Here is a 24,950-nt window from a genome sequence, read left to right on the forward strand (position 1 = left end):
CTTGCTCACAGCGCCGTCTCGTCGGTCTCGCCGGTGCGGATGCGCACGGCCTGGCCCATGTCGAGGACGAAGATCTTGCCGTCACCGATCGCGCCGGTGCTCGCCGCCGCCTGGATCGCCTCCACGGCGCGGTCGGCAAGATCGCTGCCCACGGCGACTTCGATCTTGATCTTCGGCACCATGTTCGTGCTGTATTCGGCGCCGCGATAGATCTCGGTCTGGCCCTTCTGGCGGCCGAACCCCTTCACTTCGGTAACGGTCATGCCCGTCACCCCGACGGTGGTGAGCGCCTCGCGCACCTCGTCGAGCTTGAAGGGTTTGATGATGGCGATGATGAGCTTCATGTCGCCCCCTCTGGCGGTTGTCCCGGGGAACACTCCGCAAGGGGCGTGCCAAATGGAACGCACAGGGGGAATGTGCGTTTGGGGCGGCCAGATATTACGAACTGGTGAATTTTGCGACGCGCCGTTGCCCGAAAAACGGGCAGATCACTGCAGCGTCGCGCTGTCCTCGCCATGGCGGCCGAAGAACTGCATCAGCTGGACGATCAGCTCGGCGCGGTCCTCCAGCCGTGGCGCCTCGAGCAGCGCCTGTTTCGACGCCGCATCGAACGGCGCGATCTGCGCGATCCCGTTGACCAGCGATTCGTCGTCGAGCCGCGTCACCGCCTCCCAATCGACCATATAGCCGAGCCCATCGGCGAAGCGGCGCGATTCCATCTCGATGGACGCGCGGCCCGCGAGCGACAGCGATTCGGACTGGCCCGCCACCTCCAGCGCCGCCTCGACCTGGCGGAACGGCGTCCCCAGCTCCAGCTCGCGGACAATGGTGAAGCGCGTGAGCCCTTCGAGCACGATATTGTAGCGCCCATCCTCCAGCGCCTCCACGTCCGCGATGCGCCCGACGCAGCCGACGTCGAACAGCGTCGGCGGATCGCGGTCGTCGCGCGGCTGGACCATGCCGATGCGCCGATCCCGCGCGAGGGCCTCGGAGACCATCGCGCGGTAGCGCGGCTCGAAGATGTGGAGCGGCAGGTGCATGCGCGGAAACAGCAGCGCACCTGCGAGCGGAAACACCGAGAGCCGCGTCGTCTTCATCCGAACAGGATCTGCGACAGCTTGCGGCGCTGAGCGGCGACCCACGGGTCTTCCAGCCCGACGACTTCGAACAGCTTGAGCAGCCGCTGGCGGGCGGCGCCCTCGTTCCACGCACGATCGTCGCGGACCATCGCAAGCAGCGTCTCGGCCGCGCCCTCGCGATCACCTGCGGCCATCTGGCCGCCGGCGAGCTCGTAGCGCGCGTCCATGTCCTCGGGGTTGGCGGCGGCACGCGCGGCAAGCCCGCCAAGGTCGTCGACCGGCTGGGCTTCGCGCGCCAAGCTCAGCGCGGCGCGGGCGCGTTCCACTTCGGGCGCCTTGGCAGCATCGCCCTCGATCGCGTCGAGCACGGCCTGCGCCTCGTCGTGGCGCCCCAGCGTGGTCAGCGCACGGACGCGCCCGGCGGCCACCACCGCATGATCCGGCGCGATTTCGGCGATCTGGTCGAAAATGGCGAGGGCGCGTTCGGCGTCGCCATCGGCCAGAACCTGCTCGCCCATGGCGATCAGCGGCTCGAGCTCGGCCTCTGCCTCGCCTTCCTCGCTGCTGATCGGCAGCTGGCGGAGGATCTGGTCGATCATCGTGCGCAGCTGCGATTCGGTACGCGCGCTGGTCAGGTCGGCGACCAGCTGGCCCTGGAACATCGCATAGACCGTCGGGATCGAGCGGACCTGGAATTGGCTGGCGATGAAGCTGTTCTTGTCGACGTCGATCTTCGCCAGCATCACCCCCTTGGGGGCATATTCGTCGGCGATCTTCTCGATCACCGGGCCCAGCGCCTTGCACGGACCGCACCATTCCGCCCAGAAATCGATGATGACGAGCTTCGACATCGACGGCTCGACGACGTCCTTGCGAAAGGCGTCGACCGCCTGTTTGTCGGCGGGGCTCAAACCAAGCGTGGCCAAAATGCGCTCCTTCAGCGAACTGCGGGTGCCGGCGCCTCGGATGGGCGCGCGGGCGGGTCGGCTCCTATTTGGGCGTTCGGGGCCGAACCGCCAAGTCTTTTCCAAAAAGTGCAAAAGGGGGGTTGCGCCCTTTCAAAGCCGCTGTTAGTTGGCCCGCCTCACCCGCCGAGAGCGCTTCGAAACGCTCCCGGCCACGACGCCAGAGCGGGCGTAGCTCAGGGGTAGAGCACAACCTTGCCAAGGTTGGGGTCGAGGGTTCGAATCCCTTCGCCCGCTCCAGTCGCCTATCAGCGACTGTACCGTCCGTGTCACGGCATCAGCCGTTTTCTTCCTTCCGACAGATGCCAGCGCATCGCCAAGGCTGCCCCGTCGGCGTCCTGTGCGCGAATCGCTTCCACGATCGTCTCGTGCTCGCGCACCATGGCCGCGATCGGCTCGGCCTCGCGCAGGCGGGCGATGTCCACGCCCGCGCGCATGATTCGCATCGTTTCCTCGTGGAGATGCTCGAACGCCTTCTCGAAGGCAGGGTTGGCGGTGGCACGGAAAATCGCGCGGTGCAGCCGCCAATCCTCGTCATGCGCCGGATCGCTGGACAGCAATGCGCTTCGCAGCGCAGCCATCGCCGATTCGATTTCCGCCAGTTGCTCGGGAGAGCGGCGGCGCGCGGCCAGTCGGGCAGCTTCCGATTCGAGCGCGAATCGCACTTCATAGGTGCCGAGCGTCGCGGAAAGTTCGTCGAACGCCATGTGTGCGCCCAGCCGCAACGAGGGGCGTCGCATCACATAGGAACCGGCGCCGCGGCGCGCCTCGGTGATTCCATCCGCTGCCAGCCGCACCAGCGCCTCGCGCACCACGGTGCGGGACATGCCGAAGCTTTCCGCCAGTCGCGATTCGGAGGGAAGCCGGTCCCCTACCCCCAATCCGCCCAGGATGATTTCGACAATGCGCGAATAGGCCTGGTCGGCGAGGCGTTGGTCGGCGGGAGCATGGTTTCGCAGCATAGGTCGCCACGATACTAAGGCCGTGAGAAATGGCGAGTCGTGCCAGGATCCCAGGAGACGCCAATGCCCGATTCCCCCGCTCCCATTCGCGTCGGCATCGGCGGCTGGACCTTCGAACCGTGGCGCGGGACCTTCTATCCGGACAAGCTGCCGCAGAAGCGGGAGCTGGAATATGCCGCCGCCGCGCTCACCGCGATCGAGATCAACGGTACCTATTATTCCACGTTCAAGCCGGCGAGCTTCGCCGGCTGGGCGGCGGCCGCGCCCGAGGGCTTCGTCTACACGGTGAAAGGCTCGCGCTTCGTCACCAACCGCAAGGTGCTGGCCGAGGCGGGCGAATCGATCGCGCGCTTCTGCGGCCAGGGGCTGACCGAGCTCGGCGACAAGCTGGGGCCGATCTTCTGGCAGTTCATGGCCACCAAGAAGTTCGACGCCGACGATTTCGGCGCCTTCCTGAAGCTTCTGCCCGCGGACCAGGACGGCGTGAAGCTGCGTCACGCCGTGCAGGTGCGGCACGAGAGCTTCCAGACACCCGAATTCGTCGCGCTCTGCCGAGCGGCGGGCGTGGGAATCGTCTTTGCCGATTCGCCGCAATATCCGAGCGTCGCCGACGTCAGCGGCGACGTCGTCTATGTGCGGCTGGAGGCGGGAGAAGACGACAATCCCTTCTGCTATCCCGAAGACGCGCTGCCGCAATGGGTGGAGGCGGCGAAGGCATGGGCCGCAGGTGGCCAGCCGGAGGGGCTTCCCACCTTTGCGCCCGAGCCGGCACCGGTGCGCCCGCGCGAGACCTTCGTCTTCTTCATTCATGGCGGGAAGGTACGGGCGCCCGCGGGGGCCCAGGAGTTCCTTCGCAGGCTGCGCTGACCACCGAACCCTTTGGCGCGTCGCTTCGTTGACCCCGGGCAACCCGAGGAGAGCCAGCATGATCCACGATCCCGAACAGCAGAAGCCGCAGGACGACGAAGCCGAGGCCATGGAAGAAGCACAGGCCGAAGCCGCCGAGGAGCGCGAGGAAGAAGGCGGCTACCAATAAGCGCCCGTTTGGAAATTCGCGAAAGAGCGAATTTCAAGGCGGTACCGGCCCGCTCCCGCACCCGGCCACCCATAGAATAGTGCCGATGGGTGACCGGGTGAGGGAGCGGGCCGATGCCGATAAATGCGCGGCGTCGCCCGCCTGCCGCGCACATCCATGGCGTTTTGGACCTAGCCATGGCGGCAAGTAATTGATAATCACTCGCAGCATGAACGCCACCGCTGCGATTCCCGTGCCTGTTCGCCTTGCCCAGCTGCATCGTCATGCCCCCGGTACTGTGGCCGGAGTCGATTGGGATCGGTTAGCCGAGCCCGAGGCGCGACGCCTGCGTGAATTGGGACTGGACGAGGGCGTGGAGGTGGAACTGCTCCATCGCTCCGGTTTCTTCGGCGGGCCGCTTGCCTGCCGGATCGGCCGCATGACCGTGGCGCTCCGCCGCCATGTCGCCGCCGCGATTCATGTGACGCCGCTGGCCCAGCACGCATGAACACCACGCCATTGGTTGCGCTGGTCGGCAATCCCAATGCCGGCAAGAGCGCGCTGTTCAATGCGCTGACCGGCGCGCGGCAGAAGGTCGGCAATTATCCCGGCGTCACCGTCGAGCGCCATTCGGGCCGCATGGCCTTGCCCGATGGCCGTCCGATCGAGCTGATCGACCTGCCAGGCGCCTACAGCCTTGATCCCGGCAGCCCCGACGAGCAGGTGACCCGCGACGTGCTGATCGGCCGCCAGCAGGGTGAACGGCTGCCCGATGCGATCCTGACGGTGGTCGATGCCTCCAATCTCGACAACCATCTTCGCTTTACGCTGCAGCTGATCGCACTCGGACTGCCGATCGTGGTGGCGCTCAACATGGTCGACCTTGCCGAACGCGACGGCCTCAAGCTCGATCCGGAAGCGCTGGAGCGGGAACTGGGCGTGCCTGTCGTGTCGACCGTGGCGGTGCGCCGTCGCGGGCTCGATGCGCTGAAGGAGCGCTTGGGCGAGATGGTGAAGGGCGTCACCAAGGTGCGCCCCTCGCCCGGCGTGCAGCACGACATTGTCCTGCTCCAGCGTCGCGCGCGCCAGATCGCTACTGCCGTTACCGTATCCGAAACCGCGGCGCGGCGCTGGACGCACCGGCTTGACGCGCTGTTCCTCCATCCGGTCGCCGGGCCGCTGATCCTCCTCGGTACGATGTTCCTGATGTTCCAGGCGGTGTTCGCCTGGTCCCAGGTGCCGATCGGCTGGATCGAAGACGGGATGAAGTGGCTCGGCGCCGAGGTGGGCACCGCGCTGCCGGATGGCGTGTTCCGCTCGCTGATCGTCGACGGCGTGATCGCGGGCGTGGGCGCGGTGGTGGTGTTCCTGCCGCAGATCCTGATTCTGTTCGCCTTCATCCTGGTGCTGGAGGCGACCGGGTACATGGTTCGCGCCGCCTTCCTGATGGACCGGGTGATGGCGAGCGTGGGGCTTTCGGGCCGCGCGTTCATTCCGCTGCTTTCCAGCTTCGCCTGCGCGGTGCCCGGGATCATGGCGACGCGCACGATCTCGGACGAGAAGGACCGACTGACCACCATCCTGATCGCGCCGCTGATGACCTGTTCGGCCCGCCTGCCGGTCTATACCATCATCATCGGCGCGCTGATCCCCGATCGCGCGGTGCTGCCGGGCGTGGGGCTGCAGGGGCTGGTGCTGTTCGCGCTCTACATCCTCGGCATCATCGGCGCCTTCTGCGTCGCGCTGGTGCTGCGGCACACGGTGACAAAGGGCGCGACATCGGGCTTCATGATGGAGATGCCAAAGTACCAGTGGCCGAGCGTGCGCGACGTGCTGCTCGGGCTCTGGCAGCGTGCGCTGATCTTCCTCAAGCGCGCCGGCACGATCATTCTCTACACCACGGTGGTGCTTTGGGCGCTGCTCAGCTTCCCCAAGCCGCCCGAGGGCAGCACCGTCTCCAAGGTGGATTATTCGATCGCCGGCCGCATCGGCACCGGCCTGCAGACCATCGTGGCCCCGATCGGCTTCAACCGGGACATGGCGCTGGCGCTGATCCCGGCAATGGCCGCGCGCGAAGTGGCGGTGGCGGCGATCGGCACGGTCTATGCGGTCGACAATCCCGATGACGCGTCGGGCGAGGAATCGATCCGCGAGCAGCTCCAGAAGCATTGGAGCCTGCCGAGCGCGCTCGCCTTCCTGATGTGGTTCGTCTTCGCGCCCCAGTGCATCTCGACCATCGCGGTGACGCGGCGCGAGACCAATGGGTGGAAGTGGCCGGCCTTCATGATCGGCTATCTGTTCGCGCTCGCCTATGTCGCGGCGGGGATCACCTATTGGAGCGCGGTGGGACTCGGCCTCTAGCAATTGCATCGCGGGCGCGAAAACGGCAGAGGCAGGGGACCATGAGCAACGTCACTCCCGAACTCCGCGCTGCTGCGCTCGTCTCCAAGGCCTGGCCCTATGAAGAGGCGCGCAAGCTGCTCAAACGCTACCCGCAGATCGCAAGCGGTGGCGCGCCGGAGAAAGGCCATGTGCTGTTCGAGACCGGCTATGGTCCCTCGGGACTGCCGCATATCGGCACGTTCAACGAAGTGCTGCGCACCACCATGGTCCGCCGTGCCTTCGAAAGCCTGTGCGACGTGCCCACCCGCCTGATCGCGTTCAGCGACGACATGGACGGCCTGCGCAAGGTGCCGGACAATGTGCCCAACCAGGACATGCTGCGCGAACATCTCGGCAAGCCGCTGACCCAGGTGCCGGATCCGTTCGAGAAGTTCGAAAGCTTCGCTCACCACAACAATGCGCGGCTGCGCGAATTCCTCGACCAGTTCGGCTTCGAATACGAGTTCGCCTCGTCCACCGACTATTACACCGGCGGCCGCTTCGACGCGGCGCTGAAGGGCGTGCTGCGCCACTATCAGGGTATCATGAACGTGATGCTGCCGACGCTCCGCGCCGAGCGCCAGGCGACCTACTCGCCCGTCCTGCCGATCAGCCCCAAGTCGGGCATCGTGCTGCAGGTGCCGGTCGAGGTCGTCGATGCCGAAGCCGGCCTGATCGCCTTCGAGGATGAGGGCGAGCGGATCGTTCAATCGGTGCTCGGCGGCAAGGCCAAGCTCCAGTGGAAGGTCGACTGGGCGATGCGCTGGGTCGCGCTCGACGTCGACTACGAGATGGCCGGCAAGGACCTGATCGATTCGGTTACTCAGTCGGGCAAGATCGCCCGTGTCCTCGGCGGCCGCCCGCCCGAGGGCTTCAACTACGAGATGTTCCTCGACGAGAAGGGCGAGAAGATCTCCAAGTCCAAGGGCAACGGCCTCAGCCTGGAGCAATGGCTGACCTATGGCCCCGAGGAGAGCATCGCCTTCTACGCCTATCGCGAGCCGAAAAAGGCCAAGCAGCTGCACCTGGGCGTGATCCCGCGCGCGATCGACGAATATTGGCAGTTCCGCGGCAATTATGCCGGCCAGCCGATCGAACAGAAGCTCGGCAACCCGGTCCACCACATCCACAATGGCGAGCCGCCGGCTGAGACCCTGCCGGTCACCCTCGGGCTGCTGCTCAACCTGGTCGGCGTGATGGGCGAGGCGAGCAAGGAACAGGTCTGGGGCTATCTTACGAATTATGTCCCGGACGCGAATCCCGAAACCTATCCGGCGCTCGACCGTCTGATCGGCTATGCGCTTGCCTATGCCCGCGATTTCGTCGCTCCGACGCTCAACAAGCGCGCGCCGGTAGGCGTGGAGATCGATGCCTTGAAGCGGCTCGACACCGAACTCGCGGCGCTGCCGGCCGATGCGACGGCCGAGGCGATCCAGGACCAGGTGTACGAGATCGGCAAGACGGGCGGCTTCGAGAACCTGCGCGACTGGTTCAAGGCGCTGTACGAGACGCTGCTGGGATCGGAGCAGGGGCCGCGCATGGGCAGCTTCATCGCGCTGTACGGCATCGCGAACAGCCGCAAGCTGATCGCCGAGGCGCTGGCCCGCGCGGCGTAAGGGGGAAGGCACTTCCCCGGTCACGAACAAGAGAGGAAATCCACCATGAAACGCCGCATTCGAACGGTCCGCTCTGCGGCGCGGGATTTCCTTCACGGCGAGGCGGCCGGCGGCATCTTCCTGATCGCCGCCGCCGCCCTGGCAATGCTCGCGGCGAACCTGCCCGGCATCTCCGAGACCTATTTCCACACGCTGCATCTGGAGACCGGACCGGTGATCGCGCCGTTGCACGGGCCGATGACCGTGCATCTGTGGATCAACGACGGGCTGATGGCCGTGTTCTTCCTGCTCGTGGGGCTGGAGATCAAGCGCGAGTTCATCGACGGCCGGCTGGCGAGCTGGGACCGCCGCCGCCTGCCGGTGATCGCCGCCGCCGCCGGCATGGCGATTCCCGCGCTCGTCTATCTGCTGATCGCCGGCCGCACGCCCGGCGTGACCAGCGGCTGGGCCATTCCCGCAGCAACCGACATCGCCTTCGCGATCGGGGTGCTGGCGATCCTTGGCAGCCGTGCACCGGCCGCGCTCAAGCTGTTCCTCACGACGGTGGCGATCGTCGACGACATGGGCGCGGTGGCGATCATCGCAGTCGCCTACACCGCGCATATCGATCTGGTGGCACTGGGCGGTGCAGCGGTGGTGCTGGGCGTGATGATCGCCTGCAACCGGCTCGGCGTACGCAATCTCGCCGTCTACCTGGCGCTTGCGGCGGTGCTGTGGGTCCTGGTGTTCCAGTCGGGCGTGCATGCCACGATCGCCGGCGTGGCCGCCGCCATGACGATCCCGCTCGTCAAGTCGCCCGCCGCACCCGACGCTGTGGACTCGCCGCTCCACCGGCTGGAACATGCCCTGCACCCCTGGTCGGCGTTCCTGATCGTGCCGCTGTTCGGCTTCGCCAATGCAGGCGTGTCGCTGGGCGGCATGTCGCCCGCGATTTTGCTCGAGCCGCTGCCGCTTGGCATCGCCGCCGGGCTCTTCCTGGGCAAGCAGCTCGGCATCTTCGGCAGCATCTGGCTGGCGGTGAAGACCGGCATTGCCAAGCGCCCGGGCAATGCCGGCTGGCGGCAGATCTACGGCGTTTCGCTGCTCGCCGGAATCGGCTTCACGATGAGCCTGTTCATCGGCGGCCTCGCCTTTCCAGGCAACGAATTGCTGGTCGACGAAGTGAAGATCGGCGTGCTGCTCGGCTCGATCTTGTCCGCGGTGGCGGGTTACGCGGTCCTGCGGTCGGCGAGCACCGCCAGCCCCAAGATCGCCAGCCCGCCCAGCGCCAGCAGCGCGCCGACCCAGCCGGTCGACGTCCAGCCGTAACCGGCGGCAATCGCCAGGCCGCCCAGCCAGGGGCCGAGCGCATTGGCGGTGTTGAACGCGGAGTGGTTGAGCGCGGCGGCCAGCGCCTGTGCGTCGCCCGCCACGTCCATCAGCCGGGTCTGCAGTACGGGCCCCAGCGCACCGGCAAAGCCGATCGCGAACACGTCGAGCGCGATCCAGACCAGCGAATGCGCCGCAAGCGGATAAAGCGCGAGCGCGACGGCGCTTGCGATCAGCAGGGCGGCGCCGGTGGGCATCAGCGCACGGTCGGCAAAGCGCGGCACGACGATGTTGCCGGCGATCATCCCCAGGCCGAAGATCGCCAGTACCAGCGGCACCGCCCATGGCGGCGTGCCCGTGACGTGCATCAGCGTGGATGCGACATAGGTATAGACGCAGAACAGGCCACCAAAGCCGATCGCGCTCACGCCGAGCGTCAGCCAGACCTGCCCGTTCGCCAGCGCGCTGAGCTCCCGCAGCGGGCTCGCGCCCTGTTCCGGCCGGTCCTTCGGCGCCAGCCAGACCACGAGCGCGACCGTGAGCAGCGCCAGCGCCGCCACCACTGCGAAGCCCCAGCGCCAGCCGACCGCCTGCCCCAGCCAGTTGGCCGCCGGCACGCCCAGCACCGTGGACACAGCCAGCCCGAGCATGACCCGACCCACCGCCTGCGAGCGCTGGTCATACGGCACCAGCGAAGCGGCCACGAGGGCGGCGATGCCGAAATAGGCGCCATGGGGCAGCCCGCTGAGGAAGCGGAAGAGCAGCATCCAGTGATAGGTCGGCGCCAGCGCGCTCAGCCCGTTGAACAGCGCGAAGCTGGCCATCAGCGCGATCAGCAGGGCCCGGCGCGACCATTTCGCCGCCGCCACCGCTAGGAGCGGCGCGCCGACCACCACGCCCAGCGCATAGGCGCTGATCACATGGCCGGCGGTGGGTTCGTCGATCCCCAGCCCCGCGGAGAAATAGGGCACCAGGCTCATCGTCGCGAATTCGGTGGTGCCGATCGCGAAGCCGCCCATGGCGAGCGCGAAATGGACCAGCCCGGGCGAGCGGGCGGCGGAGCGGGGGTGGGGAGCGTGCACCGCGGGCAGATGGGTTTGCTGCAGTGCAGCGTCAACACCGCTTCGCTGCAACCGTCGCTGCGCCGCGCGCAAGCACAATCAAGGGGTTGGAGGTGGGCCGGGCTCCGGCCGATCCAGCAGGCGGGTGAACACCGCCTGCGCCAGTGCCGCAACCAGCGGGCCGACCAGCAGCCCGCCAAAGCCGAATGCCTCGATGCCCCCCAGCGTGGAAAGCAGCACGATGAAGTCCGGCATCTTGGTTTCCGATCCGATCAGGATGGGGCGCAGGATGTTGTCGACCATGCCGATCACGAACAGGCCGCAGACGACCAGTGCGACGCCTTGCACCACCTGCCCGGTGGCCAGCAGGTAGAGCGCCACCGGTACCCACACCAGGCCGGTCCCTACGGCGGGCAGCAGCGCCGCCACCGCCATCACGATGCCGAGCAGCAGCCAACTCTGCACGCCCAGCACCGCCAGCACGACCGCGCCGACCGCGCCCTGCGCCAGCGCGACGAGGATGCCGCCTTTCACCGTCGCGCGGACAACCGTGACGAAGGTGGAAGCGATCAGCGTCTGATAGCCTGCGTCGATCGGGGCCAGCACCCCGAAGCGCCGGACCAGCTTCTCGCCATCGCGCAGGAAGAAAAAGCCGAGATAGAGGATCACCGTCACCGACAGCAGCAGGTTCAACATGCCGCCCCCAAAGGCCAGCGCCTGGTTGGCGACGGCGGGGATGCCGCGCCCCAGCCCGGCGACCAGCTTCGCCTGGATAGCGGCGAGGTCGCCCATGCCGGCGCGGGCGAGCAGGCCGCGGACGCTGTCGGGCAGGTGCGCGAAGAGCCCGCCAAGGGCCGCGGCGGGGTTGAATCTGCCGCTGGCGACGCTCTGCGAGAAGCTGGAGATCTGGTCGATCGCGACGATCGTCAGCAAGGCCATCGGCAGCAACAGGGTCAGCGACATCGCCGTCAACGCGACCAGCGCGGCCCGGTTCGGCTGGTCCGGGTGGCGGGTCAGATACCAGCGCTGCACCGGCTGGAAGAGGATCGTGCCGACGATGCTCCACAGGATCTCGTCGAGAAAGGGGAGGAAGACGCGCAGGCAGAGGATCGCGAGGCCGACCACGACCACCGGCAGCGCCATCGTACGAACCCAATTTCCACCCACGGCGCGTTCCTTGCCTGTTGCTGCCCGGCCGCGGGGTAGCGGCCCGGCTGCCCTCTCGTCCAGCGTTGCGGGTGCCGGGTTGCTCCTGCCGGATTTGCGGCTACACCTTGGCGCGTGGTTGCTCCCACTCCTTCAGCCGGCGACGGCGCGCGTGCCCGGCTGGTTCAGGCGCTTGCCGACGTGGCCGGCGGCAACCGCGCCGCACTCAAAATCGTCTATGATCTGACGGCGGCGAAGCTGATGGGCGTCTGCCTGCGTATCTGCCAGGACCGCGAGGCTGCAGAGGACGTGATGCAGGAAGTGTATCTGAAGGTGTGGGACAGGGCAGGGCGATTCGATGCGTCGCGCGCCAGCCCGATCACCTGGCTGTGCACGATCGCCCGCAACACTGCGATCGACTGGCGCCGTGCACGCGGGCTGGGCGAGACCGCGCCGGTCGAGGCCGCGCTCGCGCTGGCCGATGGCCGCCCCTCGGCCGAAGCACTGCTGGAGGCGGGTGAGACCCAGGCGCGGATTTTCGACTGCCTCGAGGCGCTGGACGAGAAGCCGCAGGGCGCAATCCGCGCGGCGTTCTTCCAGGGACGCACCTATTCCGAACTTGCCCAGTCCGCGGCCGTGCCGCTTGGCACGATGAAGAGCTGGATCCGGCGCGGGCTGCTGCAATTGCGGGGGTGCCTCGGCGATGGCTGATCCGCTGCGCCGCGACGAGGAAGACGTCGCACTGGCGGCCGAGCTGGCGCTGGGGCTGCTGGAAGGCGACGACCTTGCGGCCGCTCGACGTCGGCAACTGGCGGACCCTGTATTTGCGGCGTCCGTGGAGCGCTGGGTGCTGGATCTGGCGCCGCTTGCGCTGAGCGGTGCCGATGTACCGGTCGCCGCCGGACTGTGGCAGCGGATCGCGGCGCGGCTGCCGGCCGCGGACCAGGGCACCGTGGTGGCGCTGCGGCGCTGGCGGGCCACCGCGATCGCCGCCAGCGCTGCCGCGGCGGTGCTGCTTGCGATCCTGCTGCTGCGCCCGGTGCCGCAGCCCGTGGTGCTGCCGCCGCAGCCGGTGGTGGTGGCGCAGATCACCGGCACCGAAGGGGCGGTCTTCGCCGCCCGCTACGATGCCGGCCAGGGCATGCTCCACGTCCGCACGGAAAGCATGCCGGCCAGCGCCCGCGCGCCCGAGCTCTGGGTGATCCCGGCAGGCGGCAAGCCGGTTTCATTGGGTCTCGTCGCGACGCGGGGCGGCCGCGACATGGCGGTAGCGCCGGCGCACCGCGCGTTGATGGCGGAGGGGGCGACGCTTGCCGTGACGATGGAAGAAGCCGCCACCGCGCCGCACGCCGGCCCGAGCGGCCCGCCGGTCGCCGCCGGAAAAATCACGATTCTTTGAAGATCGCTGCATCCGGGGTGCTGGCTGCCCCGTAGCTCCGTCGCACCTCCGCCAGAGAGGTGTGTAGCAAGAGGAAGCTAGAAGATGCGCAAGACCCGTCTCGCCTCGCTCACCGGCATCATGGGGGCCGCCCTGCTCGCCACGGGAGCCGTCGCCGCCGTGCAGAATTATCCGATGGTTGGCGGCGCCGCGATGTACCCGACCAAGAACATCGTCGAGAATGCGGTGAATTCGAAGGATCACACCACGCTGGTCGCCGCCGTGAAGGCCGCCGGCCTGGTGGAGACGCTGTCGGGCCCCGGCCCATTCACCGTTTTCGCGCCGACCGACGCCGCCTTCGCCAAGCTCCCCGCCGGAACGGTCGACACGCTGGTGAAGCCCGAGAACAAGGCGACGCTGACCAAGATCCTCACCTATCATGTCGTCGCGGGCAAGCTGAGCGCCGCGCAGATCGCTGCCGATGCCAAGGCGCATGGCGGCAAGGCGACGCTCACCACCGTCCAGGGTGAGCCGATCACGATCATGAAGGGCCCGAGCGGCGGCTGGATGATTCAGGATGCCAAGGGCGGCAAGGCCAAGATCACCATCGCCGACGTGAACCAGTCGAACGGCGTGATCCACGTGATCGACAGCGTCCTCATGCCCTGACGCTGTCGAGGGCCTCGCACGCTCCCCCCTTGGGCGAGGCCCGGCCCGCCGGCGACCCTCCTTGCCGGCGGGCTTTCTGCTTAAGAGGATGAAGCCAAGCCCTGTCCTCTCCCTGAGCAGCAGGTGCCGCAAAAGAAAAGGGCGGCCCCGCCGCATCGGTGGGCCGCCCTTTCTTGTTTCTACCGATCAGCTCAGAGCTTTTCCGTCAGCTCCGGCACCAGCGTGAACAGATCGCCGACCAGGCCGATGTCCGCCACCTGGAAGATGGGGGCGTCCTCGTCCTTGTTGATCGCGACGATCGTCTTCGAGTCCTTCATGCCGGCCAGGTGCTGGATAGCGCCCGAGATGCCGACCGCGACATAGACCATGGGTGCTACGATCTTGCCGGTCTGGCCGACCTGATAGTCGTTGGGCGCATAGCCTGCGTCCACCGCCGCGCGGCTGGCGCCGACCGCGGCACCCAGCTTGTCGGCGAGCGGATCGATCAGCGCGTGGAACTGCTCCTGCGAGCCGAGCGCGCGGCCGCCCGAGACGATGATCTTGGCGCTGGTCAGTTCCGGACGCTCCGACGTCGCGATCTCCGAGCCGGCAAAGGTCGAAAGACCCTTGTCGCCCGCGGCCGCGACGGCTTCCACCGTGCCGCTGCCGCCGGTTGCCGCCGCCTTGTCGAACGCGGTGCCGCGCACGGTGATCACCAGCTTCTTGTCGCTGGTCTGCACCGTGGCGATCGCGTTGCCGGCATAGATAGGCCGCGTGAAGGTGTCGGCACCCTCGACCGAGAGGATGTCCGAGATCTGCATCACGTCGAGCGCGGCGGCGACGCGCGGCGCCACGTTCTTGCCGGTGGTGGTCGCCGGGAAAAGCACCGCGTCATGGCTGTCCATCAGCTGGACGACCAGCGGCGCGACATTCTCGGCGAGGAAATGCTCGTAGGCCGCGTCGTCGGCGACATGGACCTTGCCCACGCCTGCGATCTGCGCCGCGGCCTCGGCCACCGCCGAGACGCCCTTGCCCGCGACGAGCAGGTGCACTTCACCCAGCTTTGCCGCCGCGGTGACGGTAGAGAGCGTCGCGTCCTTGACGCTCTGATGGTCGTGTTCGACCCAAACCAGTGTCTTCATCACGCGACTCCCATGCCCTTGAGCTTCTCGACCAGCTCGTCGACCGAACCCACCTTGATGCCCGCCTGGCGCTTGGACGGCTCGACGACCTTGAGCGTCTTGAGGCGCGGGGTGACGTCGATGCCGTAGTCGGCGACCGTCTTCTTCGCGACCGGCTTGCTCTTGGCCTTCATGATGTTCGGCAGCGTGGCGTAGCGCGGCTCGTTGAGGCGAAGGTCGGTGGTGACGATCGCTGGCAGCTTGAGGTCCACCGTCTCCAGGCCGCCGTCGATCTCGCGAGTCACGTGCACGCGGTCGCCGGCGATCTCGACCTTGGAGGCGAAGGTTCCCTGCGCCCAGCCGAGCAGCGCGGCGAGCATCTGGCCGGTCTGGTTCGAGTCGTCGTCGATCGCCTGCTTGCCGAGGATGATCAGCCCGGGCTGTTCCTCTTCGGCGACCTTGGCGAGCAGCTTGGCGACGGCCAGCGGCTCGACCTCGTCGTCGGTCTGGATCAGGATGCCGCGATCGGCGCCCATGGCGCGCGCGGTGAGCAGCACGTCGGTTTCCGCCTTGGCGACGCCGATCGTGACGACGACGATCTCGGTCGCCGCGCCCTTCTCCTTCAGCCGCACCGCTTCCTCGATCGCGATCTCGTCGAAGGGGTTCATGCTCATCTTGACGTTCGCCAGATCGACGCCCGTCCCGTCCGCCTTCACGCGGGGCTTCACGTTATAGTCAAGCACGCGCTTGACCGGTACCAGGACCTTCATTCGCATCCTTCCTGTCTGCCAGGGTTGTCCCCGGACAATTGGGTTACGTTTACGCGAACGTCAACCGCTCGCAAGCGATTCGGCGTACGCCTGCATCAGCGTGCCGAAGGATTCCGGGGGCGGAAATTTTGGGTAGCTGTACGAAGCGCCAGTCGCGGCCCAGGGGAGCGCTTCCTCGGTATAGGTCTCGAGGAAGGGCGGGGCGGACATCGGCGCGTCGAGCATCGTCGTGCGGATGTTCACGAAGGCGTCGAGACCCTCGGGCCGGGTGAACAGCCAGCTCTTGCAATGATCGCAGTGAAAATGCCGGGTGGCGCCGTGCAGGCCGCCGATCACAGGCTCGCCTTCGATCACGGCAAAGGCTTCCGCCGGGTAGAGGCCGCTCAGCGAATAGGCGCTGGCGGTCATGCGCTGGCAGCCGGTGCAGTGGCAGGCCATGGTGACGAGCGCATTGCCCGTCACCCGGAACCGCACGCGGCCGCAGCGGCAGCCGCCTTCGACCGTCTTCACAGTCGAGGCGGCCGCATCGCTCACGCCGCGTTCTTCACCTCCGCCACGATCTTCTGGGCGGCATCGCCCAGATCGTTGGCGGCGACGATCGGCAGGCCCGAATTGGCCAGGATGTCCTTGCCCTGCTGCACGTTGGTGCCCTCGAGGCGGACGACCAGCGGCACCGAGAGGTTCACTTCCTTGGCAGCCGCGACGATGCCCTCTGCGATGATGTCGCAGCGCATGATGCCGCCGAAGATGTTGACCAGAATGCCCTTCACCGCCGGATCGCTCAGGATGATCTTGAACGCCGCGGTGACCTTCTCCTTGTTCGCGCCGCCGCCGACGTCGAGGAAGTTGGCCGGGAACATGCCGTTCAGCTTGATGATGTCCATCGTCGCCATCGCCAGGCCGGCGCCGTTGACCATGCAGCCGATGTCGCCGTCGAGCTTGATGTAGGCGAGGTCGTACTTCGACGCCTCGAGCTCCATCGGATCCTCTTCGGTCTCGTCGCGCAGTTCCATCAGGTCCTTGTGACGGTACATCGCGTTCGAATCGAAGCCGACCTTGGCGTCGAGCACCATCAGCTTGCCATCGTCGGTGACGGCGAGCGGGTTGATCTCGATCTGCGAGGCATCGGTGCCGAGGAAGGTGTTGTACACCTTGCCGGCGAGGCTCTGCGCCTGCTTGGCGAGATCGCCCTCGAGGCCGAGCGCCTTGGCGACGGCGCGGCCGTGGTGCGGCATGAAGCCGGTCGCGGGATCGACGTCGAAGGTGTGGATCTTCTCCGGCGTGTCATGCGCGACGGTTTCGATGTCCATGCCGCCTTCGGTCGAGACGACGAAGGCAACGCGGCCGGTGGCGCGATCGACCAGCAGCGCGAGGTAGAATTCCTTGGCGATGTCGACGCCGTCGGTGACGTACAGGCGGTTGACCTGCTTGCCGGCAGCGCCGGTCTGGATCGTCACGAGGGTGTTGCCGAGCATCTCGGTCGCGGCGTGGCGGACTTCGTCCTCGGTCTTGGCGAGGCGGACGCCGCCCTTGGCTTCGGCCGGCAGTTCCTTGAACTTGCCCTTGCCGCGGCCGCCGGCATGGATCTGCGCCTTCACGACATAGAGCGGCCCAGGCAGCTTCTTCGAGGCTTCGACGGCCTCCTCGACGCTCATCGCGGCAAAGCCGGCCGGCACGGGCACGCCGAACTTCGCGAGCAGTTCCTTGGCCTGATATTCGTGGATGTTCATGGGAGCAGTCCGCCTTTTCAAGGGAACGGGGAAAGGATCGCGCCCGCCTAAGCACAGCGCGCGCGCGAAATCCACCCTTTTAGGGATTATTGCGATTGCGAATGGATTGCAACATGACGCGTCATCCGGATGGAGGGCGCAGCCATAGGCCCCGCGGGCTTACCATCTCGTGAAGCGGGGAGGGGGTACTCGCCCTCCTCACACCATCGTCATTCCCGCGAAGGCGGGAATCCATTTGCCAGGGCGCTGGGGGGAAGAACCGCGGCATCAGCGTCAATGGATCCCCGCCTTCGCGGGGATGACAGGGGGTAGTGAGGGTGGCGGCGCAATCCCCCGCGAGCCTCATCGCCCGACCGCCGCGCCAGCCCTCCCGCCTCAGCGAAGCGGGAGGGACACACGCATCAAGCCTCGGTGCGGGCCTTGACGATCTTGCCGGGGTTCGCGGGCGGCTCGCCCTTGGGCAGCGCGTCGACATGCTCCATGCCTTCGACGACTTCGCCCCAGACGGTATACTGGCCGTCGAGGAAGCTCGCATCATCGAGGCAGATGAAGAACTGCGAGTTGGCGCTGTTCGGATTCATCGTGCGCGCCATCGAGCAGACGCCGCGCGCATGGCGCTCCTTGGAGAACTCCTGCGCGAGGTCCGGCTTGTCCGAACCGCCCATGCCGGTGCCCGAGGGATCGCCGCCCTGCGCCATGAAGCCGTCGATCACGCGGTGGAAGATCACGCCGTCGTAGAAGCCTTCATCGGCGAGGCCGGCGATGCGCGCGACATGGTTCGGCGCGAGGTCGGGGCGCAGGCGGATGCGGACGTCGCCGGTGTCGAGCGTGAGTACGAGCGTAGTGGGATCGGCCATGGGGCACCTCTTCTCTAAAACTGCAGCGATGCCCTAAGCGGTGCGCTGCCGACTTGCAAATCCGGGCTGAGGGTGGCAGCGACCCCCGACGAGGCCGCAGCACGGGAGGTCGGACGGTGAGCGAGACCGAACTGCACGAAGAGGCCGCCGCGCCCGAGAGCCAGCTCGACGAGGACGATCGGCTCAAGCCCGAATTCGTCAGCGCAGTGCTCGATGCGGTGGACGAGGGCGATGCCGAGGCCGCCCATGTGCTGGTCGCGCCGCTCCACCCCGCCGACATCGCCGACCTGATCGAGCTGGTGCCGTCCGAGCGCCGCGCCGACGTGGTCACCGCCATTTCCGACCTGATCGACGGCGACGTGCTCGCCGAAATGAACGACTGGGTGCGCGAGGCGCTGGTCGATGCGCTCGAGCCGCACCAGGTCGCCGATATTGCCGCCGAACTCGATACCGACGACGCCGTCGCGATCATCGAGGACATGGACGTCGAGGACCAGCGCGAAGTGCTCCGCGCGCTCGACCCCGACGATCGCGCCGCGATCGAGGAGGCGCTGTCCTATCCCGAGGAGTCCGCCGGCCGCCTGATGCAGCGCGAGCTGATCGCGGTGCCCGAGCATTGGACCGTCGGCGACGTGCTCGATTATCTACGCGGCAATGACGAGCTGACCACCGATTTCTGGGAAATCTTCGTCGTCGATCCCTCGCACAAGCCGATCGGCACCTGCGAGCTTTCCTGGATCCTGCGCACCCCGCGCGGCATCACCATCAGCGACGTGATGAAGCGCGAGCAGACGCTGATCCCGGTCGACATGGACCAGGAGGAAGTGGCGCTGCGCTTCCAGAAATACGCGCTGATCTCGGCCGCCGTGGTGGATCTCAGCGGCCGGCTGGTCGGCATGATCACGGTGGACGACATCGTCCACATCATCTCGCAGGAAGCGGGCGAGGACATCCTTCGTCTGTCCGGCGCCGGCGAGGGCGACATCAACGAGCCCGTGCTCCTGACGGTCAAGACGCGACTGACCTGGCTGTTCGTCAATCTTGGTACGGCGATGTTCGCAGCGTCGGTGGTCGGGCTGTTCCAGGGCGAGATCGCCAAGTTCGCGCTGCTCGCGGTGCTGATGCCGATTGTCTCCGGCATGGGCGGCAATGCCGGCACGCAGACGCTGGCGGTGGTGGTCCGGGCAATCGCTACCAACCAGCTCACCGAATCGAATACCTTGCGGATGATCTGGCGCGAGCTGCGTATCGCCGCCGCCAATGGCGCGTCGCTCGGGTTGGCGATCGGGGCCGGGACGATGCTGGTCTATGGCATTCCCTGGCTCGCAGTCGTGATCGCGGCGGCAATGGTGATCAACAACGTGATCGCGGGATTGTCGGGGGTGCTGATCCCGGTGACACTGGACCGCCTGCGCGTCGATCCGGCGGTATCCTCCGCCGTGTTCGTCACGATGATGACCGACGTGATGGGATTCTTCTCCTTCCTGGGTCTGGCGACATTGGTAGGCCTTGGCAGCTGACTTGATCGCGGGGCAGGGATTGCCCAAATCGGCGGCGTGCCACTCCATCTCACCAAGGTCGCCTTTGCCTGCGACAGCGTCGATTTCCTTCGGAGCCGGCTCGAGGCGCGCGCTGCCTTGGGCGGCGTCGCCCTGACCACGCGCTATCTGCCCAAGCGGCACGAAGAGATCGACGGCGGTTCGCTGTTCTGGATCCTCAAGCACCAGCTGGTCGGTCGCTCGCCGATCCTCAGCTTCGGCGAGGCGGAGGGCGGGCGCACGGCGATCCTGCTCGAGCCGAAGCTGGTGCTGGTCCAGGCGCGGCCGAAACGGGCGCATCAGGGCTGGCGCTATCTGGAAGCTGCCGATGCGCCGCCGGATCTCGGCGATCTGGAAGGCGGGGCAGACGAACTGCCGCCGTCGCTGATGGGCGAGCTGGCGGGGCTGGGGCTGCTGTAACCGCGTTTCTTCTTAAGCCCCTCCTCCTTGGAGGAGGGGCTTGGGGGTGGAGGGATTCCAGACCAGTTGTTGGTCTCGGTGAGACACTGCCCCACCCCACCCCCCCCCGGAAGGGGAGGGGCTTAGGTACTACTCAAACCGCCTCCGCCCGCAGCGGACGGCTGAGCAGCGCGTCGATCACCTGGGCCACCGGCGCGCCTTCGAGCAGCGCGTTCACCGCCAGCGTCACCGGCATTTCCACGCCGGCTTCCGCCGCCGCCTCGCGCAGCACGGGTGCGGTGAAGGCGCCTTCGGCCACGGTCTTGCGGTCGGACAGCAGTTCGGCGGCGCTGCGGCCCTGGCCCAGCCCCACGCCCAGCGAGAAGTTGCGCGAATTGGTCGACGAGCAGGTGAGGACCAGGTCGCCCAGCCCCGACAGCCCGGTCAGCGTCTCCGCCTGCGCGCCGCGGGCGAGGCCGAATCGGGTCATCTCGGCAAAGCCCCGCGCGATCAGCGCCGCGCGCGCGTTGAGCCCGAGACCCGCGCCTTCCACGACCCCGCAGGCGATGGCGAGCACATTCTTCACCGCGCCCCCGATCTCCGCACCGATCACGTCGGCCGAGGCATAGGGGCGGAAGGCGGGGGCGCCGAGCCGTTCCGTCAGCCGGGTGCGCAGATCGGCATCCTCGCAGGCCAGCGTCACCGCCGTCGGCTTCCCCGCTGCGACTTCGTGGGCGAAGGTAGGGCCGGACAGCACCGCGATCGGCGCGTGCGGCGCAACGCTGCGCGCCACTTCACCCACCAGCAGCCGGGTACCCGCCTCGATGCCCTTGGCGCACAGCACCAGCGGCGTGGTGCCGACCGCGACCTCCGCCAGCACTGCGCGGACATGCTGCGCGGGGGCCACCACCAGCAGCGCGTCGCAGCCGGCGAGATCGCCCAGGCTGCCTGTCGCGCGGATGCCAGGGGAGAGCGCCACGCCGGCGAGGAACTGACGGTTTTCGTGGACCGCGTTGATGCTCTCCACCACCTCGGGCTCGCGTGCCCAGAGCAGTACCGGCGCGTCGCCGCGTGCCGCCACCTGGGCGAGGGCGGTGCCCCAGGCACCACCGCCGATGACGCCGATCTTCATGCCTTCACTCCTGCACCGCGCACCTTCTCCGCATCGGGATCGAGCGGCCAGCGCGGCCGTGCCGGAAAATCGAGCGGATCGGTGAGGCCTTGGGCGAAGCGCTCGGCGCCGGCCCAGGCGATCATCGCCGCATTGTCGGTACACAGCCAGAGCGGCGGCGCGACGAAGGGCAGGTCGTGTGCGGTGGCCAATGCCTCCAACGCCGTTCGCACCGCGGTGTTGGCCGCGACACCACCCGCGACAACCAGCGCCGTCGGCCGGGTGACGGCGAGCGCCAGACGGGTGCGATCGACCAGGCAGTCGACCACCGCCTGCTGGAACGAGGCGGCGAGGTCCTCGGCGCTATAGTCGTTCACTGCGCGCGCGACAGCGCTCTTGAGGCCCGCGAAGGAGAAATGCGGCTCGCCCGATCCGACCAGCGGGCGCGGCAGCGGCACAGCCTTGGGGTTGCCGCGCGCGGCCGCCTTCTCCACCGCCGGGCCGCCGGGAAAGCCGAGGCCGAGCAGCTTGGCGGTCTTGTCGAACGCCTCGCCCGCAGCGTCGTCGATCGTCGTCGCGAGCCGGCTATAGCGGCCGACGCCCTCGACCAGCAGCAGCTGGCAGTGCCCGCCCGAGACGAGCAGCAGCAGATAGGGAAATGCCAGGCTGCGATCGCCAAGCCGGGGCGAGAGCGCATGGCCCTCGAGGTGATTCACCGCTACCAGCGGCTTGTTCGCCGCCAGCGCCAGCGCCTTGCCGGTGACAAGGCCTACCATCACGCCGCCGATCAGGCCGGGGCCTGCCGTGGCGGCGATCGCATCAACATCGGCCAGCGTCACGCCCGCTTCCTCCAGCGCCGCTTCGACCAGCGGCCCCAGCATCTCCACATGCGCGCGCGCCGCGATTTCCGGAACGACGCCGCCATAGGGCCGGTGCGCCTCTTCCTGCCGCGCCAGCTTGTGGGCACGGATCGTGCCGTCGCTTGTCACCAGGGCCGCCGCGGTTTCGTCGCAGCTCGATTCAAGTCCGAGGATGAGTGCCATGCGTCCCATCTAAGCCGCTTGCGTCTGCGGTCTAGAGGTGGGGGCATTTTGGTTCACGCGGAGGCGCGGCGCACGCGGAGCATTTTTGTTCGCGCAGCGGCGCAGAGGACGCAAGAGAAGGGAAGAAAGAGGGCGTAGCCGACCAACGCTTCTGTGCATATCTCCCGCAGGCAAACCGAGCGACCAACCCTATGCGCGCTCTGCGCCTCTGCGCGCGATCTCTTCTCCGCGTCTTCGCGCCTCCGCGTGAACCGAGAATCGAGCCAGCGCCTCCGGCAACACCCCCATTGCTCTCGTGCCGCGCCAACCCTAGCACCGCGCCCATGACTGCACTTCGCATCGGCACGCGCGGTTCGCCGCTCGCCCTTACCCAGGCCCATATGGTTCGCGACGCGCTGAAGGCCGCGCACGGCATTGAGGGCGAGATCGTCGTCGTCCGCACGACGGGCGACAAGGTACAGGATCGCCCCCTGGCCGAGATCGGCGGCAAGGCGCTGTGGACCAAGGAACTGGATCGCGCGCTGCTGGAAGGCGAGATCGACTGCGCGGTGCACTCGATGAAGGACGTCGAGACCGTCAGGCCCGAGGCGATCACCATCGCCGCCATGCTGCCGCGCGCGGATGTGCGCGATCGGCTGGTCGGCGCCGAGTCGCTCGCCGCGCTGAAGCCGGGCGCAGTGATCGGCACCGCCTCGCCGCGCCGCGCCGCGCAGGTGAAGCGGCACCGGCCGGACGTTTCCACCGTGCTGTTCCGCGGCAATGTGGACACGCGGCTCGCCAAGCTGGCGGCAGGCGAGGCGGATGCGACGCTGCTGGCATCGGCAGGGCTCGAGCGGCTCGGGCGCTTCGATGTCGGCCATATCCAGCCGACCAACATCCTCCTTCCGGCCCCCGCGCAAGGTGCAGTGGGCATTGAGGCGCGGAGCGGCGATACGCGAGTCCTCGGGCTGCTCGCGGCGATCGACCATCCCAGGACGCGGGCCTGCGTGCTGGCCGAGCGCGCCTTCCTGGCGGCGCTGATGGCCGATTGCCATTCGCCCGTTGCTGCGCTCGCCACGATCGAGGGCGCGATCCTCACCATCGAGGCCGAACTCTACGCCGCCGACGGCAGTGCGCATGTCCATGGCATGATCGAGGGCGCGCCCGAGGATCCGATGCTGCCGGCGACGCTTGCCCGCGATCTGCTGGACCGTGCGCCGGAGGCCGTGCGCATGTTGTTCGCCGGATGAGCCGCAGAATCGCGGTGCTGCGGCCCGAGCCCGGCAACCGCATCACCGCCGCTGCCGTCGAGGGGAGGGGGCGCACCGCGCTGCGCCTGCCGTTGTTCGAGACGCGGCCGCTTGTATGGCCGGTTCCTGATCCGGCGTCGTTCGATGCGCTGATCCTGACGAGCGCCAATGCCGTCCGCCTGGCTGGAGACGCGCTGGGCGGCTTGCGCAGCCTCCCGGTTTATGCGGTCGGCGAAGCCACTGCCTCGGCCGCGCGCCGCGCGCATTTCGACGTGGTGGCCGTAGGCGACGCTGGTGCCGCGGCGCTGGTCGAAGCGGCGCAGGAGGCAGGCGTGCGCCGCGCGCTGCATCTGGCGGGGCGGGAGCATACGCTGAAGGCCGGCGGCATCGTCGCCAGGGTCCTCCCCGTCTATGCCAGCGAGGCGCTGCCGATCGCCCCGGCGGATATCGCGAAGCTGGACGGCGCTGTCGCGCTGATCCAGTCCGCACGGGCGGGCAGCCGGCTGGCGGAGATCGTGCCCGATCGCGGCGCCTTGCTGCTCGCCGCGCTGTCCGAGGCCGCCGCGGCGGGCGCGGGCACCGGCTGGCGAGCCGTTGCGATCGCCGCGCGTCCGGAAACCGAAGCGCTGATCGACACCGCCGTCGCGCTCTCCGATTGACCCGCGGGGCGCAGGCGGCGAAAAGGGCGCCCATGAGCGACGAGCCCCTGGCGCCCGAGCCGGTCCGAACCCTGAGTCCGCGCCGCAACCGTATGATCCCCGTTGGGCTTGGCTTCCTTGCCGGCGTCGCGCTGACGGCGGGCGCGATCGAGCTGGCGGGCCCGCATCTGGCGACCACCACGCCGGCCAGCCCCGCGAGCAAGCCCGCCCCCGCGCCCACGCCAGCCGCGCAGCCGCTGAAGATGCCGCCGCCGGTCCTGCCCCCCGCCACCGACATGGCAACGCTGGACGCCCGCGAAAGCGCGCTGGCGGCGCGGCTCGACGCGCTGGAGCTGGAGCTGCGCCAGGCCGACGAGAGCGCGCGCAATGCGGCGCAATATTCCACCCAGGCCGAACGGTTGATGGTCGCTGCGGCGGTGCGCCGCGCGGTCGAGCGCGGCCAGCCGCTGGGCAGCCTGGAGCAGCAATTGCGCGGCCGGTTCGGCGGGGCGCATCCGCAGGCGGTGGCGGCGATCGTTACTGCGGCGGCCGATCCGCTGACGCTGGAGGACCTGCGCATTGCGCTCGACACGATCGCGCCGCGGCTCGGCACCGGGCCGGATGACAGCATCTGGGTACGTTTCCGCAGTTTTGTCGGCGATCTGTTCGTGCTGCACCAGGCCGGCATGCCGAGCCCGCGTCCGGCCGAGCGGCTGCGCCGCGCCCGCAGCGCACTGGCCGCCGGCAATGTCGAGACTGCGATCGCCGAAGTGATGCACATGCCCGGCGCATCGATAGCGGAGGGCTGGACCAGCGCCGCCTCGCGCTATGTGAACGCGCGCAAGGCGCTGGACGAAATAGAGAAGGCGGCCGCTGCAACGCCGCCCAAACCCCCGGTCGTGGCGCCGGCACCCGCCCCCGCCCCGGCACCGGAGACACCGAGGAACGACTGAA

At 68.0% G+C, this 24,950-nt stretch carries 26 protein-coding genes and 1 tRNA gene; 14 read left to right on the forward strand and 13 right to left on the reverse strand.

The annotated features are described in order from the left end of the window. Window positions 1-5 precede the first annotated feature (5 nt). The 3 genes from V7E00_RS15945 to V7E00_RS15955 form a co-directional block, all read right to left on the reverse strand. Window positions 6-344, reverse strand: a complete 339-nt coding sequence (locus V7E00_RS15945) for a P-II family nitrogen regulator (RefSeq protein ID WP_010542740.1) — start codon at window positions 342-344, stop codon at window positions 6-8. A gap of 144 nt (window positions 345-488) precedes the next feature. Beyond that, a complete protein-coding gene (locus V7E00_RS15950) occupies window positions 489-1,097 on the reverse strand; it encodes an LON peptidase substrate-binding domain-containing protein (RefSeq protein ID WP_333573592.1) in 609 nt (202 codons plus the stop codon). Further along, complete coding sequence (locus V7E00_RS15955) at window positions 1,094-1,990, reverse strand: tetratricopeptide repeat protein (protein ID WP_333573885.1); 897 nt, start codon at window positions 1,988-1,990, stop codon at window positions 1,094-1,096. The genes V7E00_RS15950 and V7E00_RS15955 overlap by 4 nt, the downstream gene beginning before the upstream one ends. Before the next feature lie 219 nt (window positions 1,991-2,209). Here V7E00_RS15955 and V7E00_RS15960 point away from each other — a divergent pair. After that, a tRNA-Gly gene (locus V7E00_RS15960) sits at window positions 2,210-2,284 on the forward strand. 29 nt (window positions 2,285-2,313) lie between these two features. On the opposite strand, the gene V7E00_RS15965 is transcribed toward V7E00_RS15960, so the two are convergent. Next, window positions 2,314-3,006 carry a FadR/GntR family transcriptional regulator gene (locus tag V7E00_RS15965; protein WP_333573593.1) on the reverse strand — a complete coding sequence of 231 codons (693 nt, stop codon included), beginning with the start codon at window positions 3,004-3,006 and terminating at the stop codon, window positions 2,314-2,316. Between the two features lie 63 nt (window positions 3,007-3,069). Here V7E00_RS15965 and V7E00_RS15970 point away from each other — a divergent pair, with 63 nt between their 5' ends. The 5 genes from V7E00_RS15970 to nhaA all read left to right on the forward strand — a co-directional run bounded on the left by V7E00_RS15970 (window position 3,070) and on the right by nhaA (window position 9,327). After that, window positions 3,070-3,873: a DUF72 domain-containing protein gene (locus tag V7E00_RS15970; protein ID WP_333573594.1), complete on the forward strand. Its 804-nt coding sequence runs from the start codon at window positions 3,070-3,072 to the stop codon at window positions 3,871-3,873. 377 nt (window positions 3,874-4,250) lie between these two features. After that, the gene (locus tag V7E00_RS15975; RefSeq protein WP_333573595.1) at window positions 4,251-4,529 is read left to right on the forward strand and encodes a FeoA family protein; all 279 of its coding nucleotides are present in this window, start codon (window positions 4,251-4,253) and stop codon (window positions 4,527-4,529) included. Then, window positions 4,526-6,382 (forward strand): ferrous iron transporter B, encoded by a 1,857-nt coding sequence (gene feoB, locus V7E00_RS15980; RefSeq protein WP_333573596.1) that lies wholly within the window; start codon window positions 4,526-4,528, stop codon window positions 6,380-6,382. The genes V7E00_RS15975 and feoB overlap by 4 nt, the downstream gene beginning before the upstream one ends. Before the next feature lie 41 nt (window positions 6,383-6,423). Continuing rightward, complete coding sequence (locus tag V7E00_RS15985; RefSeq protein WP_333573597.1) at window positions 6,424-8,019, forward strand: lysine--tRNA ligase; 1,596 nt, start codon at window positions 6,424-6,426, stop codon at window positions 8,017-8,019. A 45-nt stretch (window positions 8,020-8,064) separates the two neighbouring features. After that, window positions 8,065-9,327: a Na+/H+ antiporter NhaA gene (gene nhaA, locus V7E00_RS15990; RefSeq protein WP_333573598.1), complete on the forward strand. Its 1,263-nt coding sequence runs from the start codon at window positions 8,065-8,067 to the stop codon at window positions 9,325-9,327. Here nhaA and V7E00_RS15995 read toward each other — a convergent pair. Both V7E00_RS15995 and V7E00_RS16000 read right to left on the reverse strand, forming a co-directional pair. After that, a complete protein-coding gene (locus V7E00_RS15995; protein WP_443019204.1) occupies window positions 9,228-10,409 on the reverse strand; it encodes an MFS transporter in 1,182 nt (393 codons plus the stop codon). The genes nhaA and V7E00_RS15995 overlap by 100 nt on opposite strands. A 78-nt stretch (window positions 10,410-10,487) precedes the next feature. After that, a complete protein-coding gene (locus V7E00_RS16000) occupies window positions 10,488-11,555 on the reverse strand; it encodes an AI-2E family transporter (RefSeq protein WP_333573599.1) in 1,068 nt (355 codons plus the stop codon). Window positions 11,556-11,669: 114 nt separating this feature from the next. On the opposite strand from V7E00_RS16000, the gene V7E00_RS16005 reads away from it, so the two are divergent. The 3 genes from V7E00_RS16005 (at window position 11,670) to V7E00_RS16015 (ending at window position 13,581) form a co-directional block, all read left to right on the forward strand. Continuing rightward, window positions 11,670-12,245 (forward strand): sigma-70 family RNA polymerase sigma factor, encoded by a 576-nt coding sequence (locus tag V7E00_RS16005; RefSeq protein WP_333573600.1) that lies wholly within the window; start codon window positions 11,670-11,672, stop codon window positions 12,243-12,245. After that, a complete protein-coding gene (locus V7E00_RS16010; protein WP_333573601.1) occupies window positions 12,238-12,933 on the forward strand; it encodes an anti-sigma factor in 696 nt (231 codons plus the stop codon). Before V7E00_RS16005 ends, V7E00_RS16010 begins: the two co-directional genes overlap by 8 nt. An 84-nt stretch (window positions 12,934-13,017) precedes the next feature. Then, complete coding sequence (locus V7E00_RS16015) at window positions 13,018-13,581, forward strand: fasciclin domain-containing protein (RefSeq protein WP_443019205.1); 564 nt, start codon at window positions 13,018-13,020, stop codon at window positions 13,579-13,581. 191 nt (window positions 13,582-13,772) lie between these two features. On the opposite strand, the gene V7E00_RS16020 is transcribed toward V7E00_RS16015, so the two are convergent. The 5 genes from V7E00_RS16020 to V7E00_RS16040 all read right to left on the reverse strand — a co-directional run bounded on the left by V7E00_RS16020 (window position 13,773) and on the right by V7E00_RS16040 (window position 18,038). Beyond that, complete coding sequence (locus V7E00_RS16020) at window positions 13,773-14,702, reverse strand: electron transfer flavoprotein subunit alpha/FixB family protein (RefSeq protein ID WP_333573602.1); 930 nt, start codon at window positions 14,700-14,702, stop codon at window positions 13,773-13,775. Next, window positions 14,702-15,451: an electron transfer flavoprotein subunit beta/FixA family protein gene (locus tag V7E00_RS16025; RefSeq protein WP_333573603.1), complete on the reverse strand. Its 750-nt coding sequence runs from the start codon at window positions 15,449-15,451 to the stop codon at window positions 14,702-14,704. Before V7E00_RS16025 ends, V7E00_RS16020 begins: the two co-directional genes overlap by 1 nt. A 60-nt stretch (window positions 15,452-15,511) precedes the next feature. Then, window positions 15,512-15,985, reverse strand: coding sequence for a GFA family protein (locus V7E00_RS16030; RefSeq protein ID WP_333573604.1), 474 nt, complete (start codon window positions 15,983-15,985; stop codon window positions 15,512-15,514). Further along, window positions 15,982-17,181 (reverse strand): ADP-forming succinate--CoA ligase subunit beta, encoded by a 1,200-nt coding sequence (sucC, locus tag V7E00_RS16035; RefSeq protein WP_333573605.1) that lies wholly within the window; start codon window positions 17,179-17,181, stop codon window positions 15,982-15,984. The genes V7E00_RS16030 and sucC overlap by 4 nt, the downstream gene beginning before the upstream one ends. Window positions 17,182-17,582: 401 nt before the next feature. Beyond that, window positions 17,583-18,038 carry a peptidylprolyl isomerase gene (locus V7E00_RS16040; protein WP_333573606.1) on the reverse strand — a complete coding sequence of 152 codons (456 nt, stop codon included), beginning with the start codon at window positions 18,036-18,038 and terminating at the stop codon, window positions 17,583-17,585. Between the two features lie 116 nt (window positions 18,039-18,154). Between V7E00_RS16040 and mgtE the strand changes: the two genes are divergently transcribed. Continuing rightward, a complete protein-coding gene (gene mgtE, locus V7E00_RS16045) occupies window positions 18,155-19,558 on the forward strand; it encodes a magnesium transporter (RefSeq protein ID WP_333573607.1) in 1,404 nt (467 codons plus the stop codon). Between the two features lie 36 nt (window positions 19,559-19,594). Beyond that, window positions 19,595-19,996, forward strand: a complete 402-nt coding sequence (locus V7E00_RS16050; RefSeq protein ID WP_333573608.1) for a DUF1489 family protein — start codon at window positions 19,595-19,597, stop codon at window positions 19,994-19,996. Window positions 19,997-20,129: 133 nt separating this feature from the next. On the opposite strand, the gene V7E00_RS16055 is transcribed toward V7E00_RS16050, so the two are convergent. Further along, a complete protein-coding gene (locus tag V7E00_RS16055; RefSeq protein WP_333573609.1) occupies window positions 20,130-21,107 on the reverse strand; it encodes an NAD(P)H-dependent glycerol-3-phosphate dehydrogenase in 978 nt (325 codons plus the stop codon). Further along, complete coding sequence (tsaD, locus tag V7E00_RS16060) at window positions 21,104-22,129, reverse strand: tRNA (adenosine(37)-N6)-threonylcarbamoyltransferase complex transferase subunit TsaD (RefSeq protein ID WP_333573610.1); 1,026 nt, start codon at window positions 22,127-22,129, stop codon at window positions 21,104-21,106. The genes V7E00_RS16055 and tsaD overlap by 4 nt, the downstream gene beginning before the upstream one ends. Window positions 22,130-22,452: 323 nt before the next feature. Between tsaD and hemC the strand changes: the two genes are divergently transcribed. Genes hemC through V7E00_RS16075 form a run of 3 tightly spaced genes read left to right on the forward strand, consistent with a single transcriptional unit; the run spans window position 22,453 to window position 24,949 of the window. Then, on the forward strand, window positions 22,453-23,358 hold the full coding sequence (hemC, locus tag V7E00_RS16065) for a hydroxymethylbilane synthase (protein ID WP_333573611.1): 906 nt from the start codon (window positions 22,453-22,455) through the stop codon (window positions 23,356-23,358). Then, a complete protein-coding gene (locus V7E00_RS16070) occupies window positions 23,355-24,017 on the forward strand; it encodes a uroporphyrinogen-III synthase (RefSeq protein ID WP_333573612.1) in 663 nt (220 codons plus the stop codon). The genes hemC and V7E00_RS16070 overlap by 4 nt, the downstream gene beginning before the upstream one ends. Window positions 24,018-24,049: 32 nt before the next feature. Continuing rightward, window positions 24,050-24,949, forward strand: coding sequence for a hypothetical protein (locus V7E00_RS16075; protein ID WP_333573613.1), 900 nt, complete (start codon window positions 24,050-24,052; stop codon window positions 24,947-24,949). Window position 24,950: the final 1 nt, after the last annotated feature.

The sequence above is a fragment of the Sphingomonas sp. genome (assembly GCF_036731925.1).
Taxonomy (GTDB): domain Bacteria; phylum Pseudomonadota; class Alphaproteobacteria; order Sphingomonadales; family Sphingomonadaceae; genus Sphingomonas.